This window comes from Mesorhizobium sp. B4-1-4 (assembly GCF_006439395.2).
Lineage (GTDB): Bacteria > Pseudomonadota > Alphaproteobacteria > Rhizobiales > Rhizobiaceae > Mesorhizobium.
Genome location: NZ_CP083950.1, coordinates 2138228 through 2159366, shown reverse-complemented (window position 1 = coordinate 2159366; position 21139 = coordinate 2138228). Strand labels below are relative to the sequence as shown.

At 61.2% G+C, this 21139-nt stretch carries 19 protein-coding genes and 2 tRNA genes; 13 read left to right on the top strand and 8 right to left on the bottom strand.

Translation table 11 applies throughout. From position 1 onward, the window contains the following. The first annotated feature begins 237 nt into the window (after positions 1-237). Together FJW03_RS10540 and FJW03_RS10535 are read left to right on the top strand one after the other, a co-directional pair. A complete protein-coding gene (locus FJW03_RS10540) occupies positions 238-510 on the top strand; it encodes a hypothetical protein (protein WP_226890629.1) in 273 nt (90 codons plus the stop codon). Between the two features lie 727 nt (positions 511-1237). Then, the gene (locus tag FJW03_RS10535; RefSeq protein ID WP_140763199.1) at positions 1238-1678 is read left to right on the top strand and encodes a hypothetical protein; all 441 of its coding nucleotides are present in this window, start codon (positions 1238-1240) and stop codon (positions 1676-1678) included. A gap of 238 nt (positions 1679-1916) precedes the next feature. Here the strand turns inward: FJW03_RS10535 and FJW03_RS10530 are convergent, their stop codons facing one another. From FJW03_RS10530 to FJW03_RS10515, 4 genes are all read right to left on the bottom strand, one after another. Beyond that, a complete protein-coding gene (locus FJW03_RS10530) occupies positions 1917-2123 on the bottom strand; it encodes a helix-turn-helix transcriptional regulator (RefSeq protein WP_140763386.1) in 207 nt (68 codons plus the stop codon). A 363-nt stretch (positions 2124-2486) separates the two neighbouring features. Next, the gene (locus FJW03_RS10525) at positions 2487-3167 is read right to left on the bottom strand and encodes an outer membrane protein (RefSeq protein ID WP_181168866.1); all 681 of its coding nucleotides are present in this window, start codon (positions 3165-3167) and stop codon (positions 2487-2489) included. Between the two features lie 186 nt (positions 3168-3353). Beyond that, a complete protein-coding gene (locus FJW03_RS10520) occupies positions 3354-3668 on the bottom strand; it encodes a DUF3303 domain-containing protein (RefSeq protein WP_140763193.1) in 315 nt (104 codons plus the stop codon). A gap of 314 nt (positions 3669-3982) precedes the next feature. Beyond that, a tRNA-Asn gene (locus tag FJW03_RS10515) sits at positions 3983-4057 on the bottom strand. Positions 4058-4276: 219 nt separating this feature from the next. On the opposite strand from FJW03_RS10515, the gene FJW03_RS10510 reads away from it, so the two are divergent. From FJW03_RS10510 to FJW03_RS10470, 9 genes are all read left to right on the top strand, one after another. Beyond that, complete coding sequence (locus FJW03_RS10510) at positions 4277-4537, top strand: PGPGW domain-containing protein (RefSeq protein ID WP_140607575.1); 261 nt, start codon at positions 4277-4279, stop codon at positions 4535-4537. A gap of 498 nt (positions 4538-5035) precedes the next feature. After that, positions 5036-5109: transfer RNA gene (locus FJW03_RS10505), tRNA-Cys, on the top strand. Between the two features lie 90 nt (positions 5110-5199). Further along, positions 5200-5868: a protein-L-isoaspartate O-methyltransferase family protein gene (locus tag FJW03_RS10500; protein WP_140763190.1), complete on the top strand. Its 669-nt coding sequence runs from the start codon at positions 5200-5202 to the stop codon at positions 5866-5868. A gap of 180 nt (positions 5869-6048) precedes the next feature. After that, positions 6049-7425: a TolC family outer membrane protein gene (locus tag FJW03_RS10495; RefSeq protein ID WP_140607573.1), complete on the top strand. Its 1377-nt coding sequence runs from the start codon at positions 6049-6051 to the stop codon at positions 7423-7425. Between the two features lie 214 nt (positions 7426-7639). After that, positions 7640-8497, top strand: a complete 858-nt coding sequence (locus FJW03_RS10490) for a PopZ family protein (RefSeq protein ID WP_140763187.1) — start codon at positions 7640-7642, stop codon at positions 8495-8497. Between the two features lie 270 nt (positions 8498-8767). After that, the gene (locus tag FJW03_RS10485; protein WP_140763184.1) at positions 8768-11551 is read left to right on the top strand and encodes a valine--tRNA ligase; all 2784 of its coding nucleotides are present in this window, start codon (positions 8768-8770) and stop codon (positions 11549-11551) included. A gap of 357 nt (positions 11552-11908) precedes the next feature. Then, positions 11909-13075 carry an outer membrane protein transport protein gene (locus FJW03_RS10480; RefSeq protein WP_140763181.1) on the top strand — a complete coding sequence of 389 codons (1167 nt, stop codon included), beginning with the start codon at positions 11909-11911 and terminating at the stop codon, positions 13073-13075. A 377-nt stretch (positions 13076-13452) separates the two neighbouring features. Then, positions 13453-15177, top strand: a complete 1725-nt coding sequence (gene ilvD, locus FJW03_RS10475; RefSeq protein ID WP_140763178.1) for a dihydroxy-acid dehydratase — start codon at positions 13453-13455, stop codon at positions 15175-15177. Further along, positions 15164-15991 carry a tetratricopeptide repeat protein gene (locus tag FJW03_RS10470; RefSeq protein ID WP_140607568.1) on the top strand — a complete coding sequence of 276 codons (828 nt, stop codon included), beginning with the start codon at positions 15164-15166 and terminating at the stop codon, positions 15989-15991. Before ilvD ends, FJW03_RS10470 begins: the two co-directional genes overlap by 14 nt. Positions 15992-16052: 61 nt before the next feature. On the opposite strand, the gene FJW03_RS10465 is transcribed toward FJW03_RS10470, so the two are convergent. The 4 genes from FJW03_RS10465 to erpA form a co-directional block, all read right to left on the bottom strand. Continuing rightward, a complete protein-coding gene (locus tag FJW03_RS10465) occupies positions 16053-16370 on the bottom strand; it encodes a hypothetical protein (protein ID WP_181173234.1) in 318 nt (105 codons plus the stop codon). A 73-nt stretch (positions 16371-16443) separates the two neighbouring features. After that, positions 16444-17238, bottom strand: a complete 795-nt coding sequence (gene xth / locus FJW03_RS10460) for an exodeoxyribonuclease III (protein WP_140763172.1) — start codon at positions 17236-17238, stop codon at positions 16444-16446. A gap of 7 nt (positions 17239-17245) precedes the next feature. Beyond that, a complete protein-coding gene (locus tag FJW03_RS10455; RefSeq protein WP_140763169.1) occupies positions 17246-17638 on the bottom strand; it encodes a VOC family protein in 393 nt (130 codons plus the stop codon). 4 nt (positions 17639-17642) lie between these two features. Next, positions 17643-17990 (bottom strand): iron-sulfur cluster insertion protein ErpA, encoded by a 348-nt coding sequence (gene erpA, locus FJW03_RS10450; protein ID WP_027024881.1) that lies wholly within the window; start codon positions 17988-17990, stop codon positions 17643-17645. 103 nt (positions 17991-18093) lie between these two features. On the opposite strand from erpA, the gene FJW03_RS10445 reads away from it, so the two are divergent. Together FJW03_RS10445 and argS are read left to right on the top strand one after the other, a co-directional pair. Next, positions 18094-19308, top strand: coding sequence for a deoxyguanosinetriphosphate triphosphohydrolase (locus FJW03_RS10445; RefSeq protein WP_140763166.1), 1215 nt, complete (start codon positions 18094-18096; stop codon positions 19306-19308). Positions 19309-19370: 62 nt separating this feature from the next. Beyond that, the gene (gene argS, locus FJW03_RS10440) at positions 19371-21128 is read left to right on the top strand and encodes an arginine--tRNA ligase (protein WP_140763164.1); all 1758 of its coding nucleotides are present in this window, start codon (positions 19371-19373) and stop codon (positions 21126-21128) included. Positions 21129-21139 lie beyond the last annotated feature (11 nt).

The window sequence follows — 21139 nt, the reverse complement described above, 5'->3', positions numbered from 1 at the left end:
CAAGGCTGTGAACGCCAACGCTGGCGGTGTCGATCTCGCATATCATTAGGAACTTTTCCTAAGTTCCCTGACTGCGGTTTGGTGTTTCCTTCCTGCTAGTTCCTGACTGCCGGCCTGTCAGCGAATCAACTAGCACACACAAATAGCTAGTCAGGTATATAATTAGGAATATGTTCCTTTTTCTCAGGCATGCCTGACCAACCGGAACAATGGCACAAAGCTGTGCCGTGGACCTTGATGCATGCCCACAATGCGGGGCAGGTGGCGCTGGTGACCTGCCGGTACTGCAACATCAAGCGCTACTTCAAGCCAGCCGAGCTGCGCGAGGTTTTCGGCAACGTCTCCATCGAGGCGCTACGCGGCAAGATGACTTGTCAGAAATGCCGACGAAAGGAACACATCGACGCCGAGCTGCTTCACCTAGTAGGGCAGGAAGCTGTCAACGTGCGCTATCGGCGCCTAGCGGAGATCCGGTTCGTGCGCCGCGTGATCTGGAGGGATGAGATATGACGTTGCGTCAAATCACCTAACATTTCGCAGCTACAATCCTCGCTGAGCTTCACGGCGCTGTGGAAGGCGGGCATCACTGAACAACGACGTTTAGACCGGCAACTCTTTCCCTCATTCTCCAAGACGCGGCGGGCATCAACATGGAGATGAGCACATGCATGGCAATTTTGGCCCCATCCGCCGCGCTGGACGCGATGGGAGCACGGCCAGGGCGACGTCGACATCGATCGCGTCTGGTGGGCGGCACGGTGCCTGCATTTCCCGAAGCTCAATTTCAGTTGTTGGCTCGACGGTTCGGATCTCGTCGCAATCGCGCATTGGGGATATCGGCGTCCGCAATGGTGCATGAAGAAAAAACCGGCCGACTGGACGCCGTTGCCTGAAGTCTACCGGCGCGAGCGCGAGCGGGAGAGCGAAGAAATCATGGAGCGTCGCCCGCGTTGCCGCCCAGCAGCGAATGTTGGCCCCATTGAGCGCGCTGGGAAGCGCCAGAGCACGCGCCAGAGGTTTCGGCGGTGTAGGACAGCGGAGAAGGGAAACGCGCGCTCGCGGGGTCCGGGCTTATCGGGAGCGGCCCGGCTTCCTGGCGGAGACCAGTATGCGCCGGGCCTAACCGGCGAGGGGGACATCATGCTAAGAAAGAGGACTTCACCGGCTGGGAGAAACATACGATTTCGTTGATGTGACTGGAACGCATCCATATGGACGAAAAGGTGGTAGCTGACTGGTGGTCATCATCGCCGGGATTGCGGTCGGGCTCGCCCTAAGGGATAAGAAAAACGCCCACCACGTTCTTCCGCAGCGGGCGCCAGGACGCGCGAGACGCTTCGCCGGTGTAGGAAGAGGCCATGGCCAAGGCGATCGGCGACAAGGTGCGCATCGAGCAGATCACGCCGAAGAAGACGCGGCGATGATCGAGCTTTCTCAAGTCCGATCGTTAGTGCCTGCCGAGCGCGGCGGCCAGTTCGGACGCGCGCGCAAGGATTTCACGGGACCTCTTTGTAAGCCGGCGGTTCTGCTCGATGAGTTCCTGAGTTTCTTTGATGCGGATGAGGCTTTGCCGCTCCCTCTCATCGAAGTGCTTAACCAGCTTTTTGGTGTCGTTGATCTGTTGCATGACGATTCAACCCGCGAGGCTGGAAACCGTTCCCTGGGCCGCCCCGCGTAGGACCGCGACCAAACCGCAAATTTGAATCAAGTAAGCAATTGCCAACAAATCAAAGCGACACCGACAACGCCGAAAAGCGCGAGCCCAACGAAATTCATCCAGAAAATTATGGGGTGTGCGTTGCGTAGGATCAATCGATTGCCGCGAGCACGAAATGAACCGTCGCGAAACATTAGGAACACCTGACGGGAACTGACCAAAACGATCGCGATCCCCCCGAGGAAAAGCGAGATCTTGATCATTCCTTCCGCAGCCTCACCCCGGCGCCGCCGCCATTCTCTGGGATGAACTCGACGCCGGCAGATTCGAGGGCTGCGCGGATGGCGTCAACCGCTTCTGCCGACCCGCCATATCGGCCTGTCTCGAAGTTTGAGACCGTGTTTCTGTGAACACCGGCAGCCTTCGAAAGGTCTGCAAGGGACCAGTTCAAAGCGGCGCGAGCCATCCTCACTTGTGCAGGCTTCACAACTCAATTCCCTTGTGCTAATTTCACAAGTGTAAATATCACAACTGACTGGAGAGGACGGCGCGGACCATGAGCCATACATGGCGGGCTGGTCTGGCGACAACGACGACCGTGAGGCCGATCATTGCGACTTGGAAGACGACGGCACCGAGGAGCCGACGCTTGGCGCTCCGAAACCGGTTCCACAATCAAGAGCATTGGGCGGACGGCGCGCGCGGCGATCACGAGCGGGAGGTGTGCGTCGATCGGGAGCAGCCGGATCACACTATTAACTGACACGAGGCCCCGCTAACCTCACGGGGGCGGGGCCTAATCGATCGTGCATTACGGCGTCGCCCAAAGTCAGAACTTGTAGGCGATCCCGATTCGGACCTCGTTGGTCTTGAGTTTTTCGTGCTCTACAAAGGAAGAGTCAGTGTTGGTGGTGGCCGTCGTAACCTTGCCGAAATCGGTATAACGGTATTCAACCTGACCGACCCAGTTTTTGTTAAAGGCATAGGCGACGCCAGCACCAACCGTCCAGCCAGCCTTGACTTTTGACTGGGAATCCGTTGCCGCCCCGTCTTCGAACTTAGTGTGAATATCCCCGAGGGCCAGACCGCCGGTGACGTAGGGTAGCCAATTGTCGAAGGCATAGCCCAAGCGGCCGCGCAATGAGCCTTGGGCGTCGATATGGGTGTTATCATCAGTGCCGAACGGCCAGTCGGGATTATGGCCGACAATACCGGAGGCCTCGATATCGCCTTCGATGCCGCCGACGATGTTGCCCCACTGCATGTTATAGCCGGCAAAAACACCGCCGGTAACGCCACGGAGCCTAAAGCTATCCGAATAGTCTGAAAGACCGCCGCCGAGAATTTCGTCCTGAATATGATCACGGCCCCACGCATAACCAATTTGGCCGCCGATATAGGCACCGGTCCAGTCATACGTGGAAGCGACTGGAAGCTCATTCAAAACATCGGCTGCCATTGCCGACGTGAGAGTGGCGCCGAGAAACGCCGCTGCCAAAATGTATTTCATTGCCTGTCCCCGCATGGACGCTTCGAATGAGGGCTGAACATATCAGACAAACGCCGTAACGGAATGTAAGCGAGTGTGAAGTGCAGCAATTTCACCGAATAGGTTGCAATTAAGCAACATGGGTTGGAATGCGGCAAGCGAGAGACCTAACTGGGGTTTGCTACGCAGGTTGGCCGGGGCTCGCCGTCAGTCGCGTTTCAGTCCATCGCGCCAGGCAATGGCTTCGAGTTCGACCCGGACAGCTTCCTCGATGGCAATCACGGGCCGCGCCTGGAATTCAAAAGCGGGGAAGGTCGAGCATGCCTTGTGAACGGCCACGGGATCATCACAGTCCACCAACATATGCCCACCCCACTCTCCCACTCTCACCACGAACAACTCGATCTTGAAATTGGCGGGCGCCTTCCATTGACTAAACACATCAAGTATCCGCTTTTGGGCGTTCTCATACTCTACAGGCGAACCTTGCGGGCGTTCGATCCAGCTGACCATGTATTTCATCTGCTGCACCCTCCTCAATTGAGTTAAGACAATGAAGCTTCGGGGACGCGTGCTGCGGCAGGTCCGGGGCATCCCCCAACAAAACTACAGAATCCGACAGCGTCCCGCACGATGCAGGACAGCTGTTAAAGGCGGCGCGGTGACCCACCTCTAATATTAGCATTGTTGCACAAATTGAAATTGACCGCTATGGCGCGCCCGGCGGCTTCGGCTTCCGGGCCTTTTTGCGCCTACCAAAAGCCGTTAGCGTACCTATGCCGTACCTATTCGGTTTTCGTGCAGTTTGCGAGTCGAGCTAAGTTCTTTGGAATTGTTGGCTCCCCGGGCCGGATTCGAACCAGCGACCAACCGGTTAACAGCCGGTTGCTCTACCACTGAGCTACCGGGGAACAGAGGCTCTTCAGCAAGTGGCGCAGCCTATAGCAAACCCTTTTCGGCTTTGCAAAGAAGCATTTCGTATTTTTACGAGACTTTTTCACGCGGCGCTTTCTCGCAATCGGCGGTGTCCGCTCTCATATTAGCCGTCTGGCGACCGGCGCGGAACCGAAATGGCGGTCGCGGCTTTCGTAAACAGGCATTCTCGAATCACCAGAGGGCAGCCATTGGCGATGACGGCAGCAGACGAAAACCGGTTACCGGCGCGAAAGATCTCGGTTTTCGGGCGCGAGTTCACCATGCCGCGTTCGCGCGGCCTCAGAATCACGATCGGTTTCCTTTTGACCATCGGCGGCATTCTCGGTTTTTTGCCTATCCTGGGCTTCTGGATGGTGCCGCTCGGATTGCTGGTGCTCTCCTATGAATTCGCCATGGTGCGCCGCCATCGTCGCCGTTTCGTCGTCTGGTGGGAGCGGCGGCGCCGGCCGGATTGAACGGCAGGCGCGCCTTTGACCGCGCCGCGCTTGTCCGCGTTATGCCGGGCTGCAGATTTTCGCGATTCGGTTCTACGGCCCGCGCTTCTTTCCAGATCCCAGCGAATCTCCTTGAGAACGGCGGCGGCGGAAGCGAGGCGCGCGGTCGCGTGGCGAACGCCGGCTGGTCACTTCTATCGCGATACAGTCGATGGCGTGACGCAGCAATTCCTCGCATCCCGGTCGCGGCAAGCCGCCCAGGCATCTGTCGCCGTGTTCAGGCTTGCCGGTCGCATGGGCGTCCTCCTCATTCCTCAACCGCGGCCGGGGCTTGGAGTTTCTCGTCATCGCCTGCTATACATAACGAGATGCTAATGTGTGACGTGGGCGCAGTGGTCCGCGACGCCGCATGCGGAGGTTGGATCGATGCAGAGGGAAACCGCGCCGAATGCGCGGTGGCCGCTTGACGGCATTTTCGCCGCAACCTATTGGAACCGGGTGGAACGCCGGGAGCAACGAGGCCTCGTGGCGGAGTGGTTACGCAGAGGACTGCAAATCCTTGCACCCCGGTTCGATTCCGGGCGAGGCCTCCAATGCCCGGGCTCCCGCGCGCCAGCGCGGGAGCTTGATGTTCCGGTCGAAATGAACCGCGGTTTTGACGCGGCAAGCGGATTGGTTGGAACATGAACGCTGATTTCTCCGAACGTCGGGTCAAGATGGTCGACGGTCAGGTTCGCACCACCGACGTCACCAGCGCACCGCTGCTGGAAGCCATGCTTGTCGTGCCGCGCGAGATTTTCGTCGGCGCCCCCCAGCGCGATCTCGCCTATATCGACGAGGATATCCGCATCGCGGACGGCGCCGATGGCGCTCGCTACCTCATGGAACCGTCGCCGCTGGCCAAACTGATGCAACTGGCCGAGATCAGTCCCACCGATTCGGCGCTCGATATCGGCTGCGGCACGGGCTACGCCTCGGCCATCCTGTCACGGCTGGCAAGGTCTGTCGTGGCGCTCGAAAGCGAATCGACGTTGGCCGAAACCGCCAGATCGTTACTGTCACCCCTTGGCTGCGGCAATGTGACCGTGGTCCAGGGGCCGCTGGCGCAAGGCCATGCCGCCGCGGCACCCTATGACGTCATTTTCATCGGCGGCAGCGTCGCGAAAGTGCCGGCAACGCTGCTCGACCAGCTCGCCGAAGGTGGTCGACTCGTCGCGGTGGAGGGACAGGGCAATTCCGGCGTGGCGCGACTATTTTTCAAATCTGGGGGGATTGTAACCGGAAGAAGGGCATTTAATGCGGCAATTAAGCCACTACCGGGGTTCGAACGTGAGCATGCTTTCGAATTCTGAATGATTTGGCCTTGCAGCAAAGGCTTTGTCATGGTCGCTTGCATTTGAACAATCGTTGCCGGTCCCGAACTGGGGGCACTTCGGGCCGAGCGACAGGGAGCATCAAACACGCTGCTCCGGCTACTCAAAGGAGAAGCTGGCGCGGCGTGGTTCCCATGGAAAACGAATGAGGGATATATCGTGCCGTCTGTATCCAAGACCCTTCTTGCAGCTGTCCTGGTTTCCGCGACCGCTTTGTCTCCGCTGGCCGCCTCGGCCGAAACCATCTCCGGCGCGCTCGCCAAGGCCTATCAATACAATTCCTCGCTGAATGCCTCACGGGCCGGCGTGCGCGTCACCGACGAGGGCGTTGCGATCGCCAAGTCCGGCTGGCGCCCGACCATCACCGGATCCGCCGACGCCAATTATGTGAACACCCACGCCAGGGGGTTCACCAGCAAGACATCGTCCGCCAGCGCAGGAATTGTGATCAACCAGAGCCTGTTCGACGGCTTTCAGACAAGAAACAATGTGGCGGCCGCCGAATCCCAGGTGAAAGCGTCGGTGGAGAGCCTGCGCAACACCGAGGAAAACACCCTGTTCAATGCGGCCACGGCCTATATGGACGTGATTCGCGACCGGCAGATTGCGGTCCTAACTCAGCAGAATCTCCAGTTCCTGACCGAGCAGGCGCGCGCTGCGCGCTCGCGTTTCGAGGTCGGCGAGGGCACCCGTACCGACGTCGCGCAGGCCGACGCCTCGCGCGCCTCGGCGGTGGCCTCGCTCAGCTCTGCCCGCGCACAAGCCCTGGCAAGCGCCGCGACCTACCATCAGATCGTCGGCGACGAACCCGGCAAGCTCAAGCCGGCTTCGCCAGTGTCCAGGCTGTTGCCGTCGAGCCTCGAGGCAGCGATCGGGATCGCGTCGAATGAACATCCGGCCATCCTCGCCACCCAGCATCTTGTCGACGCGGCTGCGTTTTCGGTGAAATCGGCAGAGGGAGCACTGTTGCCGCAACTTTCCGCCTCCGCAGGCATTTCGGACGACTATCTGAACCGCAATCCGAGCATCGGGACGAACGGCAATTCGACATCGGCCAATATTGGCGCGACGCTGACTATTCCGATCTATTCGGGCGGGCGGACCTCGGCGATCGTGCGGCAGAACAAGGAATCGCTCGGCGAAGCGCGTATCCAGGTTGACGTCAGCCGCGACCAGGTGCGCCAGGCCGTTGCGTCGGCATGGTCGCAGTACACCGCCGCGCAGCAAAGCGTCGCCGCCAACAGGCAGGTGATCGATGCCGCGCAGCTGGCGCTGAATGGCGTCATCGAAGAGCGCAATGTCGGCCAGCGCACGACACTCGACGTGCTCAATGCGCAGGCCACCGTCATCACTGCCAAGATCAACCAGGCCAATTCCGAACATGACGTGGTCGTGGCAAGCTATGCCATCCTGTCGGCAATCGGCCGTTTGTCGGCCGAGCGCCTTGCCCTGCAGGTGACCAAGTACAAGCCTGAGGAGCACTACAACGCCGTCAAGGACAAGTGGATCGGCCTGCGCACGCCGGACGGCCGCTAACGGGCGGCCACCTTAATTTCCCTGGAATGTCTGACAGAACCTTTCCTGGGACCGGCTCCACTTCGGTTTCGTGCTCTAATCTGTTGAAATCCCACATGTCCCCAGATTGGGGATTCTCGTGCGGCCATCCGTCGGGTACGCTGTTGCCATGATTCGAATCCGGCTCTTGCCGGAGCGGAAATCCACAGAGGTCACAAGGGCGGCGGATGTGACGATGGCAACGGCAAGCAGCGCACAGCGCGAACCTTCCATGGAAGAGATATTGGCTTCCATCCGGAGGATCATCGAGGACAGCGACAACGGCCGCAAGCAGCCGGGCGAGGCCGATGAGCTGCGGCAGGACTTGGCGCCGGCGCAAGGCGAGGCTCCAGCCGCCGACCAAGGCGAGGCTCCAGCCGCCGACATGGATGCGTTTCGCGCCGAACTGCATGCTGCCCCTGACGTCAGGAAGCCGGTCATGCTTGCCGAAGTCAAGGCGTCGTCGCCAGAGCCGGTGATCGCACGGGGGGAAGCGCAGTCGCGCGTCGATCCCGTGCCCGTGAAGACGTCGATGACGCTTGCCGAGGTCAGCGCCAGGATCGCCGCGGAGCCGGTGGCTGCCGTAAGGTCCGACGCGGCCCCGGAGGCCGGCGCGACAAGCGATGGCATCGTTGCCGATTGGCGGCGCGAGATCGCGGCGGTTGGCGAGCAGGCCAAAGCGATGCCGGACAGGGGCATCCGCAAGCCGGTTGCCCAGCCCGATGTGCCGGTGAGCGAACCGGTGGCGGAGCCTACCTTCGAGCAACCTGCTTCAAGCGGTGCTCCCACGGGCGCTACCGAGGTGCGTGCGGCGGCAAATGAAGCACCCGCGGCCCGTCCGGCAATCCTTTCCGAGCATGCGGGCAGGCAGGTTGCCGCGGCCTTTGGCGAGCTGTCCGACGCCTTTGCCAGCCGCAGCAAGAAGACATTCGACGAGATGGCCGAAGAAATGCTGCGGCCGATGCTGCAGGATTGGCTCGACAACAACCTGCCGACGCTGGTCGAGAGGCTGGTGCGCGAGGAGATCGAGCGCGTCGCGCGCGGGGCGCAGTAGGCCGTAAGCTCCAGGGCAATCGCCGATGTAAACGCCGCCGCCCGAGGCGGCGTTTTTCGTTGCCGCGCCATCAGCTCGCGCCTGCCGCCAAACAGACGAGATTTGCGTCGGGGGCCATGACAATGAATGTGCGGGCGCCTTCCGTTGAAATGAACACGGTCGCGCCTATCTGCTTGTGATGAACCAAGGCCGCCCTTGCGGTTGACTTGGCCAAGACCTTCCGATTTAGACCGAACCAGCAAAAATCCCGACAGCGCGGACCGTTCCCCCATGCTTGAAAAGACCTATGACGCAAAAACCGTCGAGCCGAAGATCGCCAAAGTGTGGGAAGAGGCCGACGCGTTTCGCGCCGGCGCCGGGGCGGAGGAGGGCGCCGAAGCGTTCACCATCGTCATCCCGCCGCCCAACGTCACCGGATCGCTGCACATGGGCCACGCGCTCAACAACACGCTGCAAGACATCCTCGTGCGCTTCGAGCGCATGCGCGGCAAGAATGTGCTGTGGCAGCCCGGCATGGACCATGCCGGCATCGCCACGCAGATGGTGGTCGAACGCCGGCTGATGGAAAAGCAGATCCACCGCCGCGACCTGACGCGTGAGCAGTTCATCGAGAAAGTGTGGGAGTGGAAGGCCGAATCCGGCGGCGCGATCTTCAACCAGTTGAAGCGGCTCGGCGCCTCCGCCGACTGGAGCAGGGAACGCTTCACCATGGATGAAGGCCTGTCCAAGGCCGTGCTCGAAGTCTTCGTCACCCTCTACAAGGAAGGGCTTATCTACAAGGACAAGCGCCTGGTGAACTGGGACCCGAAACTGTTGACGGCGATCTCAGATCTCGAGGTCGAGCAGCAGGAGGTCAACGGCAACCTCTGGCACTTCCGCTATCCGATCGAGGGCGTCACCTTCGATCCGGAGCACTCGAAGACCTTCATCACGGTTGCGACGACGCGCCCCGAGACGATGCTCGGCGACACGGCGGTCGCGGTCAATCCCGAGGACGATCGGTTCCGGCATCTGGTCGGCAAGAATCTCGTCCTGCCGATCGTCGGTCGTAAGATTCCGGTGATCGCGGATGAATATTCCGATCCTGAAAAAGGCTCTGGCGCGGTCAAGATCACGCCGGCGCACGATTTCAATGACTTTGAGGTCGGCAGGCGCCACAAATTGCCGGCGATTAACATCCTGTCCGTCGAGGCTGCCATAAAGCTGAAAGACAATGAGGACTTCCTCGCCGGGCTCGATGTGACGCCGGAGCGCCAGGCTGTCTGGGACGAGCTCGACGGCCTCGATCGTTTCGTGGCGCGCAAGAAGATCGTCGAGCTGATGGAAGCCGGCGGCTTCCTCGACAAGGTCGAGCCGCATCGCCACGCCGTGCCGCATGGCGACCGCGGCGATGTGCCGATCGAGCCGTTCCTGACCGAGCAGTGGTATGCCAACGCGGCCGAACTCGCCAAGCCGGCGATCGCCTCGGTGCGCGAAGGCCGCACCAATTTCGTGCCGAAGAACTGGGAGAAGACTTATTTCGACTGGATGGAAAACATTCAGCCCTGGTGCATTTCGCGCCAGTTGTGGTGGGGGCATCAGATCCCGGCCTGGTACGGGCCGGATGGACGCGTCTTCGTCGAGAAGTCCGAGGAAGAGGCGCTGAGTGCCGCGATCGAATATTATCTGGCGCTCGAAGGGCCGTGGAAGGCCTGGGTCGAGGACAAGCTGGAGAACTTCCAGCCGGGCGAGATCCTGACCCGCGACGAGGATGTGCTCGACACCTGGTTCTCGTCGGCGCTGTGGCCATTCTCGACGCTGGGCTGGCCGGATGAGACCCCGGAGTTGAAGACCTATTACCAGACCGACGTGCTGGTCACCGGCTTCGACATCATCTTCTTCTGGGTTGCCCGCATGATGATGATGGGCCTGCATTTCATGGACGAGGAGCCATTCCACACGGTCTATGTCCATGCGCTGGTGCGCGACAAGAACGGGCAGAAGATGTCGAAGTCGAAAGGCAACGTCATCGACCCACTCGATCTGATCGACGAATATGGGGCGGACGCGCTGCGCTTCACGCTGGCGGTGATGGCGGCGCAAGGCCGCGACGTGAAGCTCGATCCGGCGCGCATCGCCGGCTATCGCAATTTCGGCACCAAGTTGTGGAACGCCACGCGCTTCGCCGAAATGAATGAAGTCGCGCGCAATGATGATTTCTGGCTGAACGACGCCAAACTGGCGGTCAACCGCTGGATCCTGACCGAACTGACACGCGCTGCGCGCGAGATCACTGACGGTATCACCTCATACCGCTTCAACGAGGCGGCCGGTGCGGCCTACCGGTTCGTCTGGAACCTGTTCTGCGACTGGTATCTGGAACTGCTGAAGCCGGTGTTCATGGGCACGGACGAGGCCGCCAAGGCCGAAAGCCGCGCCTGCGTCGCCTTCGTGCTGGATGAGATATACAAGCTGCTGCACCCGATGATGCCGTTCATGACGGAAGAATTGTGGGCGCAGACGGCGGGCGAGGGCAAGGAACGTGACTCGCTGCTCTGCCATGCCGTCTGGCCGTCGCCGGATTTCGAGGATGCTGAAGCGGCCGCCGACATCAACTGGCTGGTCGATCTCGTGTCGGGCATCCGCTCGGTGCGTTCGGAGATGAACGTGCCGCCTGGGGCGATAGCGCCGCTGGTCGTGGTCGGCGCCAACGGCGTGACGCGTGAACGGCTGGTTCGCGAGGAGTCGGCGATCAAGCGGCTGGCGCGCGTCGGCGACATCTCGCTGGCTGACGTCGCGCCCAAGGGCTCGGCGCAGATCGTGCTGAACGAAGCGACGATCTGTCTGCCGCTCGGCAGCCTGATCGACCTTGCCGCCGAGGCCGGCCGGCTGCAGAAGGAACTGGCCAAGGTGACCGAAGAGATCGCGCGCCTGCACAAGAAGCTGTCCAACGAACGGTTCGTCGCCAGCGCGCCGACCGAGATCGTCGAAGCCGAGCGCGAAAAGCTCGCTGAATATCGCGACGCGCAGGACAAGCTTTCGGTGGCGCTGACCCGCGTCCGGGACGCCGGTTGAAGGGCAGATTCGTGACGCTTCGGCCAAGCCCCGGAGCAGGTGTTTTGCCTCGAAAACAGGCATTTCGTTGCGTTAAATTGACGTAAACGGAAACTTTTAGCCCCATTGTTGCCATAATGTAACAATGGGGCTCCTAGCCCCTGAAACCGTCGTTTTTGGGCCTTTTCGGCTGATTTTTCGTCCTTTCAACGTCCGTTGGACGCTCCAGATGCCGGTTTTCAGCATACTGGTCTGGGCTGGCACTTTCTCGAAAATGCATTCGGCGAACATGTACATGTACGCTCCAGGAATTCGTTGTTGCGGCGTTAACCTGAATTGGTTCTAGCTTGACGCACTAGTTATTCGGGGAGGACATCCATGAACAATTTGCGTCTGAAAGCACTGCTGGGGGTAGGGTGCTTTTCGCTGGCTTTGGCAGGCTCGGCGCACGCTGGCGGCTTTTCGCGCGGCACGGCCGATACCGACATCCTTTTTGAGGACGGCAATTTCAACATGCGCACCAGCGTGACCTATGTCGCGCCGACCAGAAAATATTCGGTGAACCCGATGAATCCCTATCTGGTCGGGGAGAACTATTCCGACAGCTACGCGGTCCCATCGGCTGCGGTTAAATTCAAGCTGACGGACAGTCTCTCCTGTGCCGGTACTCTTACGGAATCATTCGGTGGCGGTGCGACGTGGTCGCGTTCGAGTGGAACGCTCGGCAAGTTGAATGAAGACTTCACCATGTATGAATATGGCGCGACTTGCGGGTTGAAATTCGACCTCAGCAAGGGGCGTATCTGGCTTATTGGCGGCGTCTACAATGAAGTTACCGATTACAATCTCGTAGCCGGTGCTCCCTTGGGTACAAACATACCGGTCCTTGGCGTCAGCCTGCATGACAGCAATTTCGGCTGGCGCGCCGGCATTGCCTACGAAATCCCGGAAATCGCGCTCCGCACGCAATTGATGTATCGGTCAGGTGTCGACATCGATGCCACCGGCACGGCAAGCTTGCTGGGAGGGAATCTTCCTGGTGGAGCAACCGGGCAAGCCAACTTTCCGCAGTCGGTCGAGTTCAAGGCGCAGACTGGTATCGCTCCGGGCTGGCTCGCCTATGGCAGCGTGAAGTGGACGAATTGGTCGGTTACGGAAGCGCTGATGCTGAACGTGCCGGCGCTATCGCTGAACAGTGGGAATCTGTATTTCTGGCGCGACGGCTGGACGGTCACCGGTGGCATCGGTCACAAGTTCAACGATCAAATCTCAGGAACCGTGTTTGCAACCTATGACCGTGGCGTCAGCACCGGTTGGGATCTGACCGGCGACAGCTATACAATCGGAACCGGTGTTTCGATGAAGGACAAATTAGGCGGCGAACTCCGCTTGGGTGTAGCGGCAGTATATCTGGCCTCGGTTTCCGAAACCCAATACAACAACAGTTACGTTCCGGGCAGTCCTGACCCACGAAATGGTTTCAACCGCTCCGTTCAGGGCGACTGGGGATACGCCCTATCCACCGGCTACAGCATCAAGTGGTAACGTCTTCGATCGTCGAGAAAAAAGGCCGGCAATGTCCGGCCTTTTTCATTAGCTGAGCCTTTTGACTTCATTGAAGGTCAAGTGGTAACCATCTGAAACTGAATATCAAAGGCTGGGCATTGCCCGCCTTTTATGTTGGACCGGACGTCGTCAGGGCTCCCGAAATCCAAGCTGCGTTGCATATTGGCCGCACTGGGGTCGGCTCCTGCGATTGTGACGTTTTGGCAACACTTTCTGAACAACCCCTGCGCTACAAATCCGCCTGAGGAAATTGCCCATTTCCCGCCATAAACCCGGCGCACCTCGATCTTGTCTCGGGACGCGCGCCAAAAGGCTCGGCGATGGGGCAGGCCGCGCCGCCCGCGGCAAGGAAGAGTATGGACGCCAGAGGCATTTCCAAGGCTAAGCTCCCCAGCCGCCATGTGACCGTCGGGCCGGCGCGTGCGCCGCACCGCTCCTATCTCTATGCGATGGGCTTGTCGGCCGCTGAAATCGCGCAGCCGCTGGTCGGCGTCGCCTCCTGCTGGAACGAAGCGGCCCCCTGCAACATCTCGCTGATGCGCCAGGCGCAAGTGGTCAAGAAGGGCGTGGCCGCCGCCAATGGCACGCCGCGCGAATTCTGCACCATTACGGTCACCGACGGCATCGCCATGGGCCACCAGGGCATGAAGTCCTCGCTGGTGTCGCGCGAGGTCATCGCCGATTCAGTCGAACTCACCATGCGCGGCCATTGCTATGACGCGCTGGTGGGGCTCGCCGGCTGTGACAAGTCGCTGCCGGGCATGATGATGGCCATGGTGCGTCTCAACGTGCCATCCATCTTCATCTATGGCGGTTCGATCCTGCCGGGCAGCTATCGCGGCCGGCAGATCACCGTGCAGGATGTGTTCGAGGCGGTCGGCCAGCACTCGGTCGGTACGATCAGCGATTCCGAACTGCTTGAAATCGAGCAGGCGGCCTGTCCGTCGGCCGGCTCCTGCGGCGCGCAGTTCACTGCCAACACCATGGCCACCGTCGCCGAGGCGATCGGCCTGGCACTGCCTTATTCCTGCGGTGCGCCGGCGCCTTACGAGATGCGCGATCGTTTCAATTTCGCTTCCGGCGAAAAGGTCATGGAGCTCATCGCGAAAAACATCCGGCCGCGCGACATCGTCACGCAGAAGGCGCTGGAGAACGCAGCGACCGTGGTCTCCGCCACTGGCGGCTCAACCAATGCAGCGCTTCATCTGCCGGCGATCGCGCATGAGGCGGGGATAAAGTTCGATTTGTTCGATGTCGCCCGCATCTTCGAGAAGACGCCCTATATCGCGGACCTCAAGCCCGGCGGCAAATATGTCGCCAAGGACATGTTCGAGGCCGGCGGCATTCCGCTGTTGATGAAGACGCTGCTCGACCACGGCTATCTGCATGGCGATTGCCTGACGGTCACTGGCCGTACTTTGGCCGAAAATATGGAGCACGTTGCCTGGAATGAACACCAGGATGTGGTCCGCCCGGCCAACAGACCTATTACCCAAACCGGCGGTGTCGTGGGCTTGAAAGGAAACCTTGCCCCCGAAGGCGCGATCGTGAAGGTCGCGGGTATGACGGAGTTGAAATTCTCCGGCCCCGCGCGCTGCTTCGATTCGGAAGAGGAATGTTTCGAAGCGGTGACGCATCGCAACTACCGGAAAGGCGAGGTTCTGGTCATCCGCTACGAAGGGCCGCGCGGCGGACCGGGCATGCGCGAGATGCTGTCGACGACAGCGGCGCTCTACGGCCAAGGCATGGGCGGCAAGGTGGCGCTGATCACCGACGGGCGCTTTTCGGGCGCGACGCGCGGCTTCTGCATCGGCCATGTCGGACCCGAAGCGGCAGTCGGCGGCCCGATCGGTCTCATCCGGGATGGCGACGTGATCTCGATCGACGCGGTGAACGGCACGATCGAGGTGGCGCTGACCGAGGCCGAGCTGGCGGCGCGGGCCAAGACATGGAAGGCGCGCACGACTGACTATCAGTCGGGCGCGATATGGAAATACGCACAGACGGTCGGGTCTGCCCGCGATGGCGCGGTCACTCATCCGGGCGGTGCGAAAGAAACACACTGCTATGCGGACATCTGAGTTGTTGAGGTCCTCTGTCCTTCCGGCACTGGTCGCGGTTGCGATCTTTGGCGCCGTGGGCCAGGCCGTGGCCTTCGACGACAAGGTGTTCGACGACAAGACCGGCGTGAAGCCGCAGTCGAGCCCCTGGGCGGTGTTCCAGTTCGGCTTCTCCGCCTACAAGAACGGCCACAAGGAACAGGCCGCCGAAGCCTATAAATACGCCGCCGAGAACGGCCAGATCGGAGCCACCTGGAAGCTTGCCCGCATGTATGCCGAGGGCGACGGCGTGGCGCGCGACGACTATGAGGCATTCAAGTTCTTCTCGGAAATTGTCGACCAGGATGTCGAGCCCGGTTCGCCGGAAGAGAGCTACGTCTCCGATGCGCTGGTGGCGCTCGGCGATTATCTGCGCAAAGGTATTCCCGGCAGTCCGGTCACCGAGAACGAGGTGGCAGCCCAGGAATATTACATGCGTGCCGCCGCCAACTACCGCAACCCGAACGCCCAGTTCGAGATGGGGCAGATGTTCCTGAAGGGCGAGGGAGGCGTGAAGGCCAGCGTCAAGCAGGCCGGGCGCTGGTTCCAGCTCGCCGCCGAGAAAGGCCATGCCGGCGCGCAGGCGACGCTTGGCCATTTGCTGTTCCAGAGCGGCAAGATCGTTCGCGGCCTGGCGATGATGACGGCCGCCCTTGAACGTGCGCCGCCCGCCGACCAGCCCTGGATTCGTGGCATGCAGGAAGAGGCCTTCGCCGCCGCCGGTGAAGCCGACCGCCGCACCGCGATCTCGCTCGCCGACGACATCCTGACCAAGGGCAATAACACCGATCAGTAAAGGCGCGACGGCTGAGCCTGCCAATCTCTTCGACGAGCATGGAGACAAGCTATCGGGAAAATCAGTTCTCGGTCGGCTCTGTCGGCACCCTGCTTGGCGCCGGCGTCGAAATCGGTGTGGCGGGCAGGTGCGGCGCCGTGGTGTTTCCAGGACAGCTATCGCCGACCTTCGTCCATGATGTGTTGTTGAGCACCATGTCGCAGCGGGCCAGATGACTTTGGTCGGCAACTGTCAGGCAGGCGACCTGACCGACCGGAAAAGACTTTCCATTGGCCAGACATTCCGGGGCGGCGAAGGCCGGCACGATCGCAGCCATGGTGAAGGCCAAGCCGATCGGACAAAGAGCAAACCGAGTGGTCATGGGAACCCCAGCCGCCATGATGATTTCTCATCATGCGCCCGATTTGTGGCGATAGAAGGTCCGCCGTCGGCCGAAGGGCAGGGCTTCCCGGTCAGGCCGGCTGCAGGGCGAGGTCGATTGCCACCGGCACATGGTCGGACGGTTTTTCCCAGGCGCGCACGTGTTTTTCGATCGAGGCGGACGAAAACCGGTTGGCGGCTTCCGGGGACAGCAGCAAATGGTCGATGCGGATGCCGTTGTTCTTCTGCCACGCGCCGGCCTGGTAATCCCAGAAGGTGTAGGTGTCGGGGGCGTCGGTGACGGCTCGCACCGCTTCGGTGAAACCGAGATTGAGCAGCTGGCGGAAGGCCTGCCGGGTCTGCGGCTGGAACAGCGCGTCGCCCAACCAGTTTTCCGGAAACCGCGCGTCGATCGGCTCGGGAATGACGTTGTAGTCGCCGGCCAGCACCAGGGCCTCTTCCAGCCTCAGGCGCTCCTCGGCCCAGCGCTCCAGCCGCGTCATCCAGGACAGCTTGTAGGGGAACTTCTTCTCGTCATCGATCGGATTGCCGTTCGGTAGATAGAGCGAGGCGACGCGAAGCGCACCCTTGTCGGTCGAGAAGACGCCTTCGATGAAACGCGCCTGCTCGTCGGCATCGTCACCGGGTAGGCCTCTGATAACTTCGTCGAAGCGCAGCTTCGACAGCAGGGCAACGCCGTTGAAACCCTTCTGGCCATGGGTTTCGACATTGTAGCCAAGCGCCTCGATCTCGGCGCGCGGGAACTGATCGTCGACCGTCTTGATCTCCTGCAGGCAGACGATGTCGGGCGCGCTCTCGGTCAGCCAATGGGTGAGGTTGCCGAGGCGGGCGCGCACGCCGTTGATGTTCCAGGTGACGATTTTCATGGGGACCTCAATGTTCTTCCGGCGCAAGGCGTTCGACCAGACCGATCGTATTGCCAGCAGGATCCTTTAGGAAGGCCATCCACTCGCTTTCCCCCGCTGGACCGAAAAGACCCTTGGCGTCGCGATGGACGAGAGCTGGCGGCGCGGTGAAGGGAACGCCCGCGGCCTTTGCCTCGGCGTGGAAATCGTCAAGGTTTGATATGTCGAGATAGACGGTACCGGCCGGTATGCCATCGGTGAACAGCAGCCTGGTGTCGCCGGCCATGATGAAGGCTATGCCTGGCGGCTCGAAACGCGCGTGAACATTCATGCCGAGCACGTCGTGCCAGAAGGTCAGCGTCGCGTCGAGGTTCCGTCCGGCCGACAGCGCGACCTGACGGACCGCGCCGATGGCAGGCATACCGCTAGATGGAGAAACTGGTGCCGCAGCCGCAGGAAGCCACCGCATTCGGGTTCCTGATCTGGAACGACTGGCCCATCAAATCGTCGACGAAGTCGATCACCGAGCCGCCCATGTAGACCAAGGAGAGGTCGTCGATCAGCACCGTGGCGCCGTCCTTCTCGATGGCGACGTCGTCGTCGTTGCGCGTATCGACCAGGTCGAACTTGTAGGAAAAGCCGGAGCAGCCGCCGCCTTCGACGGAAACGCGCAGCGCCGTCTTGCCGGCCTCGCCAGAGACAATCTTGGCGATCCGCCTGGCCGCGGCCTCGGTCATGTCGACTTTCATGGCAGTCTTGGCATCCGCGCCCATGGGCGTCACCTTGCTTTCCGTTTCATATGATAGGTATGAAGCGCAAGCGGCCAAGTCAACCACATCCAAGTCAACTGCACCAAGTCAACCTGCGGCATCGATCATGACCAACGAGTTGGGCGACATCGGATTTGGCTATCGGCCACGCGCGGCCTATGCTACCGATCCGGCGCGTTCGCGCGGCCGGCTGTTCGACGAGGTCGAAAGCCCGACCCGGACGCCGTTCCAGCGCGACCGGGACCGCATCATTCATTCGACCGCGTTCCGGCGGCTCAAGCACAAGACCCAGGTCTTCATCGCCCATGAAAGCGACCATTATCGCACAAGGCTGACCCATTCGATCGAAGTGGCGCAGATTGCCCGTGCGCTGGCGCGGGCGCTGCGCGGCGACGAGGATCTCGCCGAGGCGGTCGCGTTGGTGCATGATTTCGGCCACACACCCTTCGGCCATACAGGCGAGGACGCGCTGAACGACAAGATGGCTGCCTGGGGCGGCTTCGATCACAACGCGCAATCGCTGCGTATCGTGACGAGGCTGGAAGCGCGATACGCCGAATTCGACGGGTTGAACCTGACCTGGGAAACGCTTGAGGGCCTGGTCAAGCACAACGGTCCCCTGACGGACGCCAGCGGCAAAGGCCTGAAAGGGCCGGTGCCGCAGGCGATCCGCGATTATTCGCAGCTGCAGGACCTCGAACTCGACCGGTTCGCCGGCATCGAGGCGCAATGCGCGGCGATCGCCGATGACATCGCCTACAACACCCATGACATCGACGATGGCCTGCGGGCAGGACTGCTGACGCTCGATATGCTGGAGGCTGTCTCGCTGCCGGGAGCGATCCTGAAGGGCGTGCGCCAACGCTATCCGGCGCTCGATGACGTACGCACCGGCCACGAATTGATGCGGCGGCAGATCACCGCCATGGTCGAGGACGTCATAGTCTTCGCGACTGCCAATCTGGAGCGTGCAGGGCCGCGCAGCGCCGATGCTGTGCGGGCGGCCGGCGAGACGATGGTTACTTTTTCCGCCGAGATGGCCGCGGCCGAGAAGGAATTGAAGGCCTTTCTCTACAAGCACCTCTACCGGCACGCGGAGGTGATGCGGGTGCGCGCCGGTGCCGAGCAGATCGTCAGAGACTTGTTCGACGCCTATTTCGCCGACCCTCGTGCCATGCCGGACGGCTGGCGCGAGGGACTGGACCGGGCCGAAGATCGCATCAAGGCGCGCAGCGTTGCCGATTTCCTCGCGGGCATGACCGACACCTACGCGCTGAAGGAACATCGGCGTTTGTTTGACCGGACACCGGATTTGAGCTAGGGCGGGCGCGATTTTGCCGGCCAACGAGCCGGATTCGCCATAAAGCCGCCAGAGCAATACCCATGAACATCTTCGCCGATTTCACCGCGCGAGTCACAAAGGCTGTCGAAGCGCTCGATCTGAAAGACAAGGACGGCGTTTCGCCCGACCTGTCGCGGATTGCCGTCGAACCACCGCGCGACGCCAGCCATGGCGATCTCGCGACCAATGCCGCGATGGTGCTGGCCAAGCCAACCGGCCAAAATCCGCGCGCATTGGCTGAGAAACTGGCGGAGGCGCTGCGGGCCGACAAGGATGTCGCCGCCGCCGAGGTCGCAGGCCCAGGCTTCGTCAATCTCCGGCTCAAGGACGGCTTCTGGCAGGCTCATCTGTCGGTGCTTCTCGGCGAGGGCCGCAACTATGGCCGCTCGACGATCGGGGCCGGCCGGAAAACCAATGTCGAATATGTCTCGGCCAACCCAACAGGGCCGATGCATGTCGGCCATTGCCGGGGCGCGGTAGTCGGTGACGCGCTCGCCAACCTGATGGCGTTCGCCGGCTACGACGTGACCAAGGAATATGTCATCAACGACGCCGGCTCGCAGATCGATGTCCTCGGGCGCTCGGCGATGCTGCGCTACCGCGAGGCGCTCGGCGAGGACATCGGCGAGATTCCGGCCGGACTTTACCCGGGGGACTATCTCGTCCCGGTCGGCGAGGCTTTGGTCCGGGAGTTTGGCCGCTCCCTGCTGCAGATGCCGGAAGACGAGGCGCTGGCCATCGTCAAGGACCGTACCATCGATGCGATGATGGCTATGATCCGCGAGGACCTCGCGCTGCTCAACGTGCACCACGACGTGTTCTTCTCCGAGCGCACGCTGCATGCCGACAATGCCAGGAAGATCCGCTCGGCGATCAACGACCTGACGCTGAAGGGCCACATCTACAAGGGCAAGCTGCCGCCGCCCAAGGGCGAGAAACCGGACGACTGGGAAGACCGCGAACAGACGCTGTTCCGGTCGACCGCCGTGGGCGACGACATGGACCGGGCGCTGGTCAAGTCCGATGGCGCCTTTACCTACTTCGCCGCCGACGTGGCGTATCTGAAGGACAAGGTCGATCGCGGCTTTGTCGACCTGATCTATGTGCTTGGCGCCGACCATGGCGGCTACGTCAAGCGGCTGGAAGCGCTAGCGCGGGCAATTGCCGGCGACGACGTCAAGCTCACCGTGCTTTTGTGCAACCTGGTCAAGCTGTTTCGCGATGGCGAGCCGGTCCGTATGTCGAAGCGGTCCGGCGACTTCGTGACGTTGCGCGAGGTGGTTGAAGAAGTCGGGCGCGACCCGATCCGCTTCATGATGCTTTACCGCAAGAACGATGCGCCGCTTGACTTCGACTTCGCCAAGGTGACGGAGCAGTCGAAGGACAATCCGGTGTTTTATGTGCAGTACGCCTCGGCGCGCTGCCATTCGGTGTTCCGGCAGGCGAGCGAGCAATTGGGCGAGGCGAATTTCGACCGCAAGAGCCTGACTGCCGCGGTGACGTCGTTGACCGACGAGGGCGAGATCGGCCTGATCCGCAAGCTCGCAGAATATCCACGCCTGATCGAGTCCGCAGCACTTGCGCTCGAGCCGCATCGACTGGCATTTTATCTCTATGATCTGGCGTCCAGTTTCCACGGCCATTGGAACCGTGGCACGGACAATCCGGACTTACGTTTTGTTAAGGTTAACGACCGAGAATTGACGCATGCCAGACTAGGGCTGGTGCAGGCTGTTTCGGACGTTTTGACGTCCGGCCTGACGTTGATCGGAGCCGCCGCGCCCACCGAAATGCGTTAGGTTTAACTAAA

Coding starts and splice junctions, on each gene's coding strand:
- FJW03_RS10485 (WP_140763184.1), top strand. CDS start 8,768: ATGCTTGAAAAGACCTATGACGCAAAAACCGTCGAGCCGAAGATCGCC.
- erpA (WP_027024881.1), bottom strand. CDS start 17,990: ATGGGCGCGGATGCCAAGACTGCCATGAAAGTCGACATGACCGAGGCC.
- FJW03_RS10520 (WP_140763193.1), bottom strand. CDS start 3,668: ATGAAATACATGGTCAGCTGGATCGAACGCCCGCAAGGTTCGCCTGTA.
- FJW03_RS10470 (WP_140607568.1), top strand. CDS start 15,164: ATGCGGACATCTGAGTTGTTGAGGTCCTCTGTCCTTCCGGCACTGGTC.
- FJW03_RS10540 (WP_226890629.1), top strand. CDS start 238: ATGCATGCCCACAATGCGGGGCAGGTGGCGCTGGTGACCTGCCGGTAC.
- FJW03_RS10490 (WP_140763187.1), top strand. CDS start 7,640: ATGGCAACGGCAAGCAGCGCACAGCGCGAACCTTCCATGGAAGAGATA.
- argS (WP_140763164.1), top strand. CDS start 19,371: ATGAACATCTTCGCCGATTTCACCGCGCGAGTCACAAAGGCTGTCGAA.
- FJW03_RS10480 (WP_140763181.1), top strand. CDS start 11,909: ATGAACAATTTGCGTCTGAAAGCACTGCTGGGGGTAGGGTGCTTTTCG.
- FJW03_RS10455 (WP_140763169.1), bottom strand. CDS start 17,638: ATGCCTGCCATCGGCGCGGTCCGTCAGGTCGCGCTGTCGGCCGGACGG.
- FJW03_RS10510 (WP_140607575.1), top strand. CDS start 4,277: ATGACGGCAGCAGACGAAAACCGGTTACCGGCGCGAAAGATCTCGGTT.
- xth (WP_140763172.1), bottom strand. CDS start 17,238: ATGAAAATCGTCACCTGGAACATCAACGGCGTGCGCGCCCGCCTCGGC.
- FJW03_RS10465 (WP_181173234.1), bottom strand. CDS start 16,370: ATGGCGGCTGGGGTTCCCATGACCACTCGGTTTGCTCTTTGTCCGATC.
- FJW03_RS10445 (WP_140763166.1), top strand. CDS start 18,094: ATGACCAACGAGTTGGGCGACATCGGATTTGGCTATCGGCCACGCGCG.
- FJW03_RS10525 (WP_181168866.1), bottom strand. CDS start 3,167: ATGAAATACATTTTGGCAGCGGCGTTTCTCGGCGCCACTCTCACGTCG.
- ilvD (WP_140763178.1), top strand. CDS start 13,453: ATGGACGCCAGAGGCATTTCCAAGGCTAAGCTCCCCAGCCGCCATGTG.
- FJW03_RS10530 (WP_140763386.1), bottom strand. CDS start 2,123: ATGGCTCGCGCCGCTTTGAACTGGTCCCTTGCAGACCTTTCGAAGGCT.
- FJW03_RS10500 (WP_140763190.1), top strand. CDS start 5,200: ATGAACGCTGATTTCTCCGAACGTCGGGTCAAGATGGTCGACGGTCAG.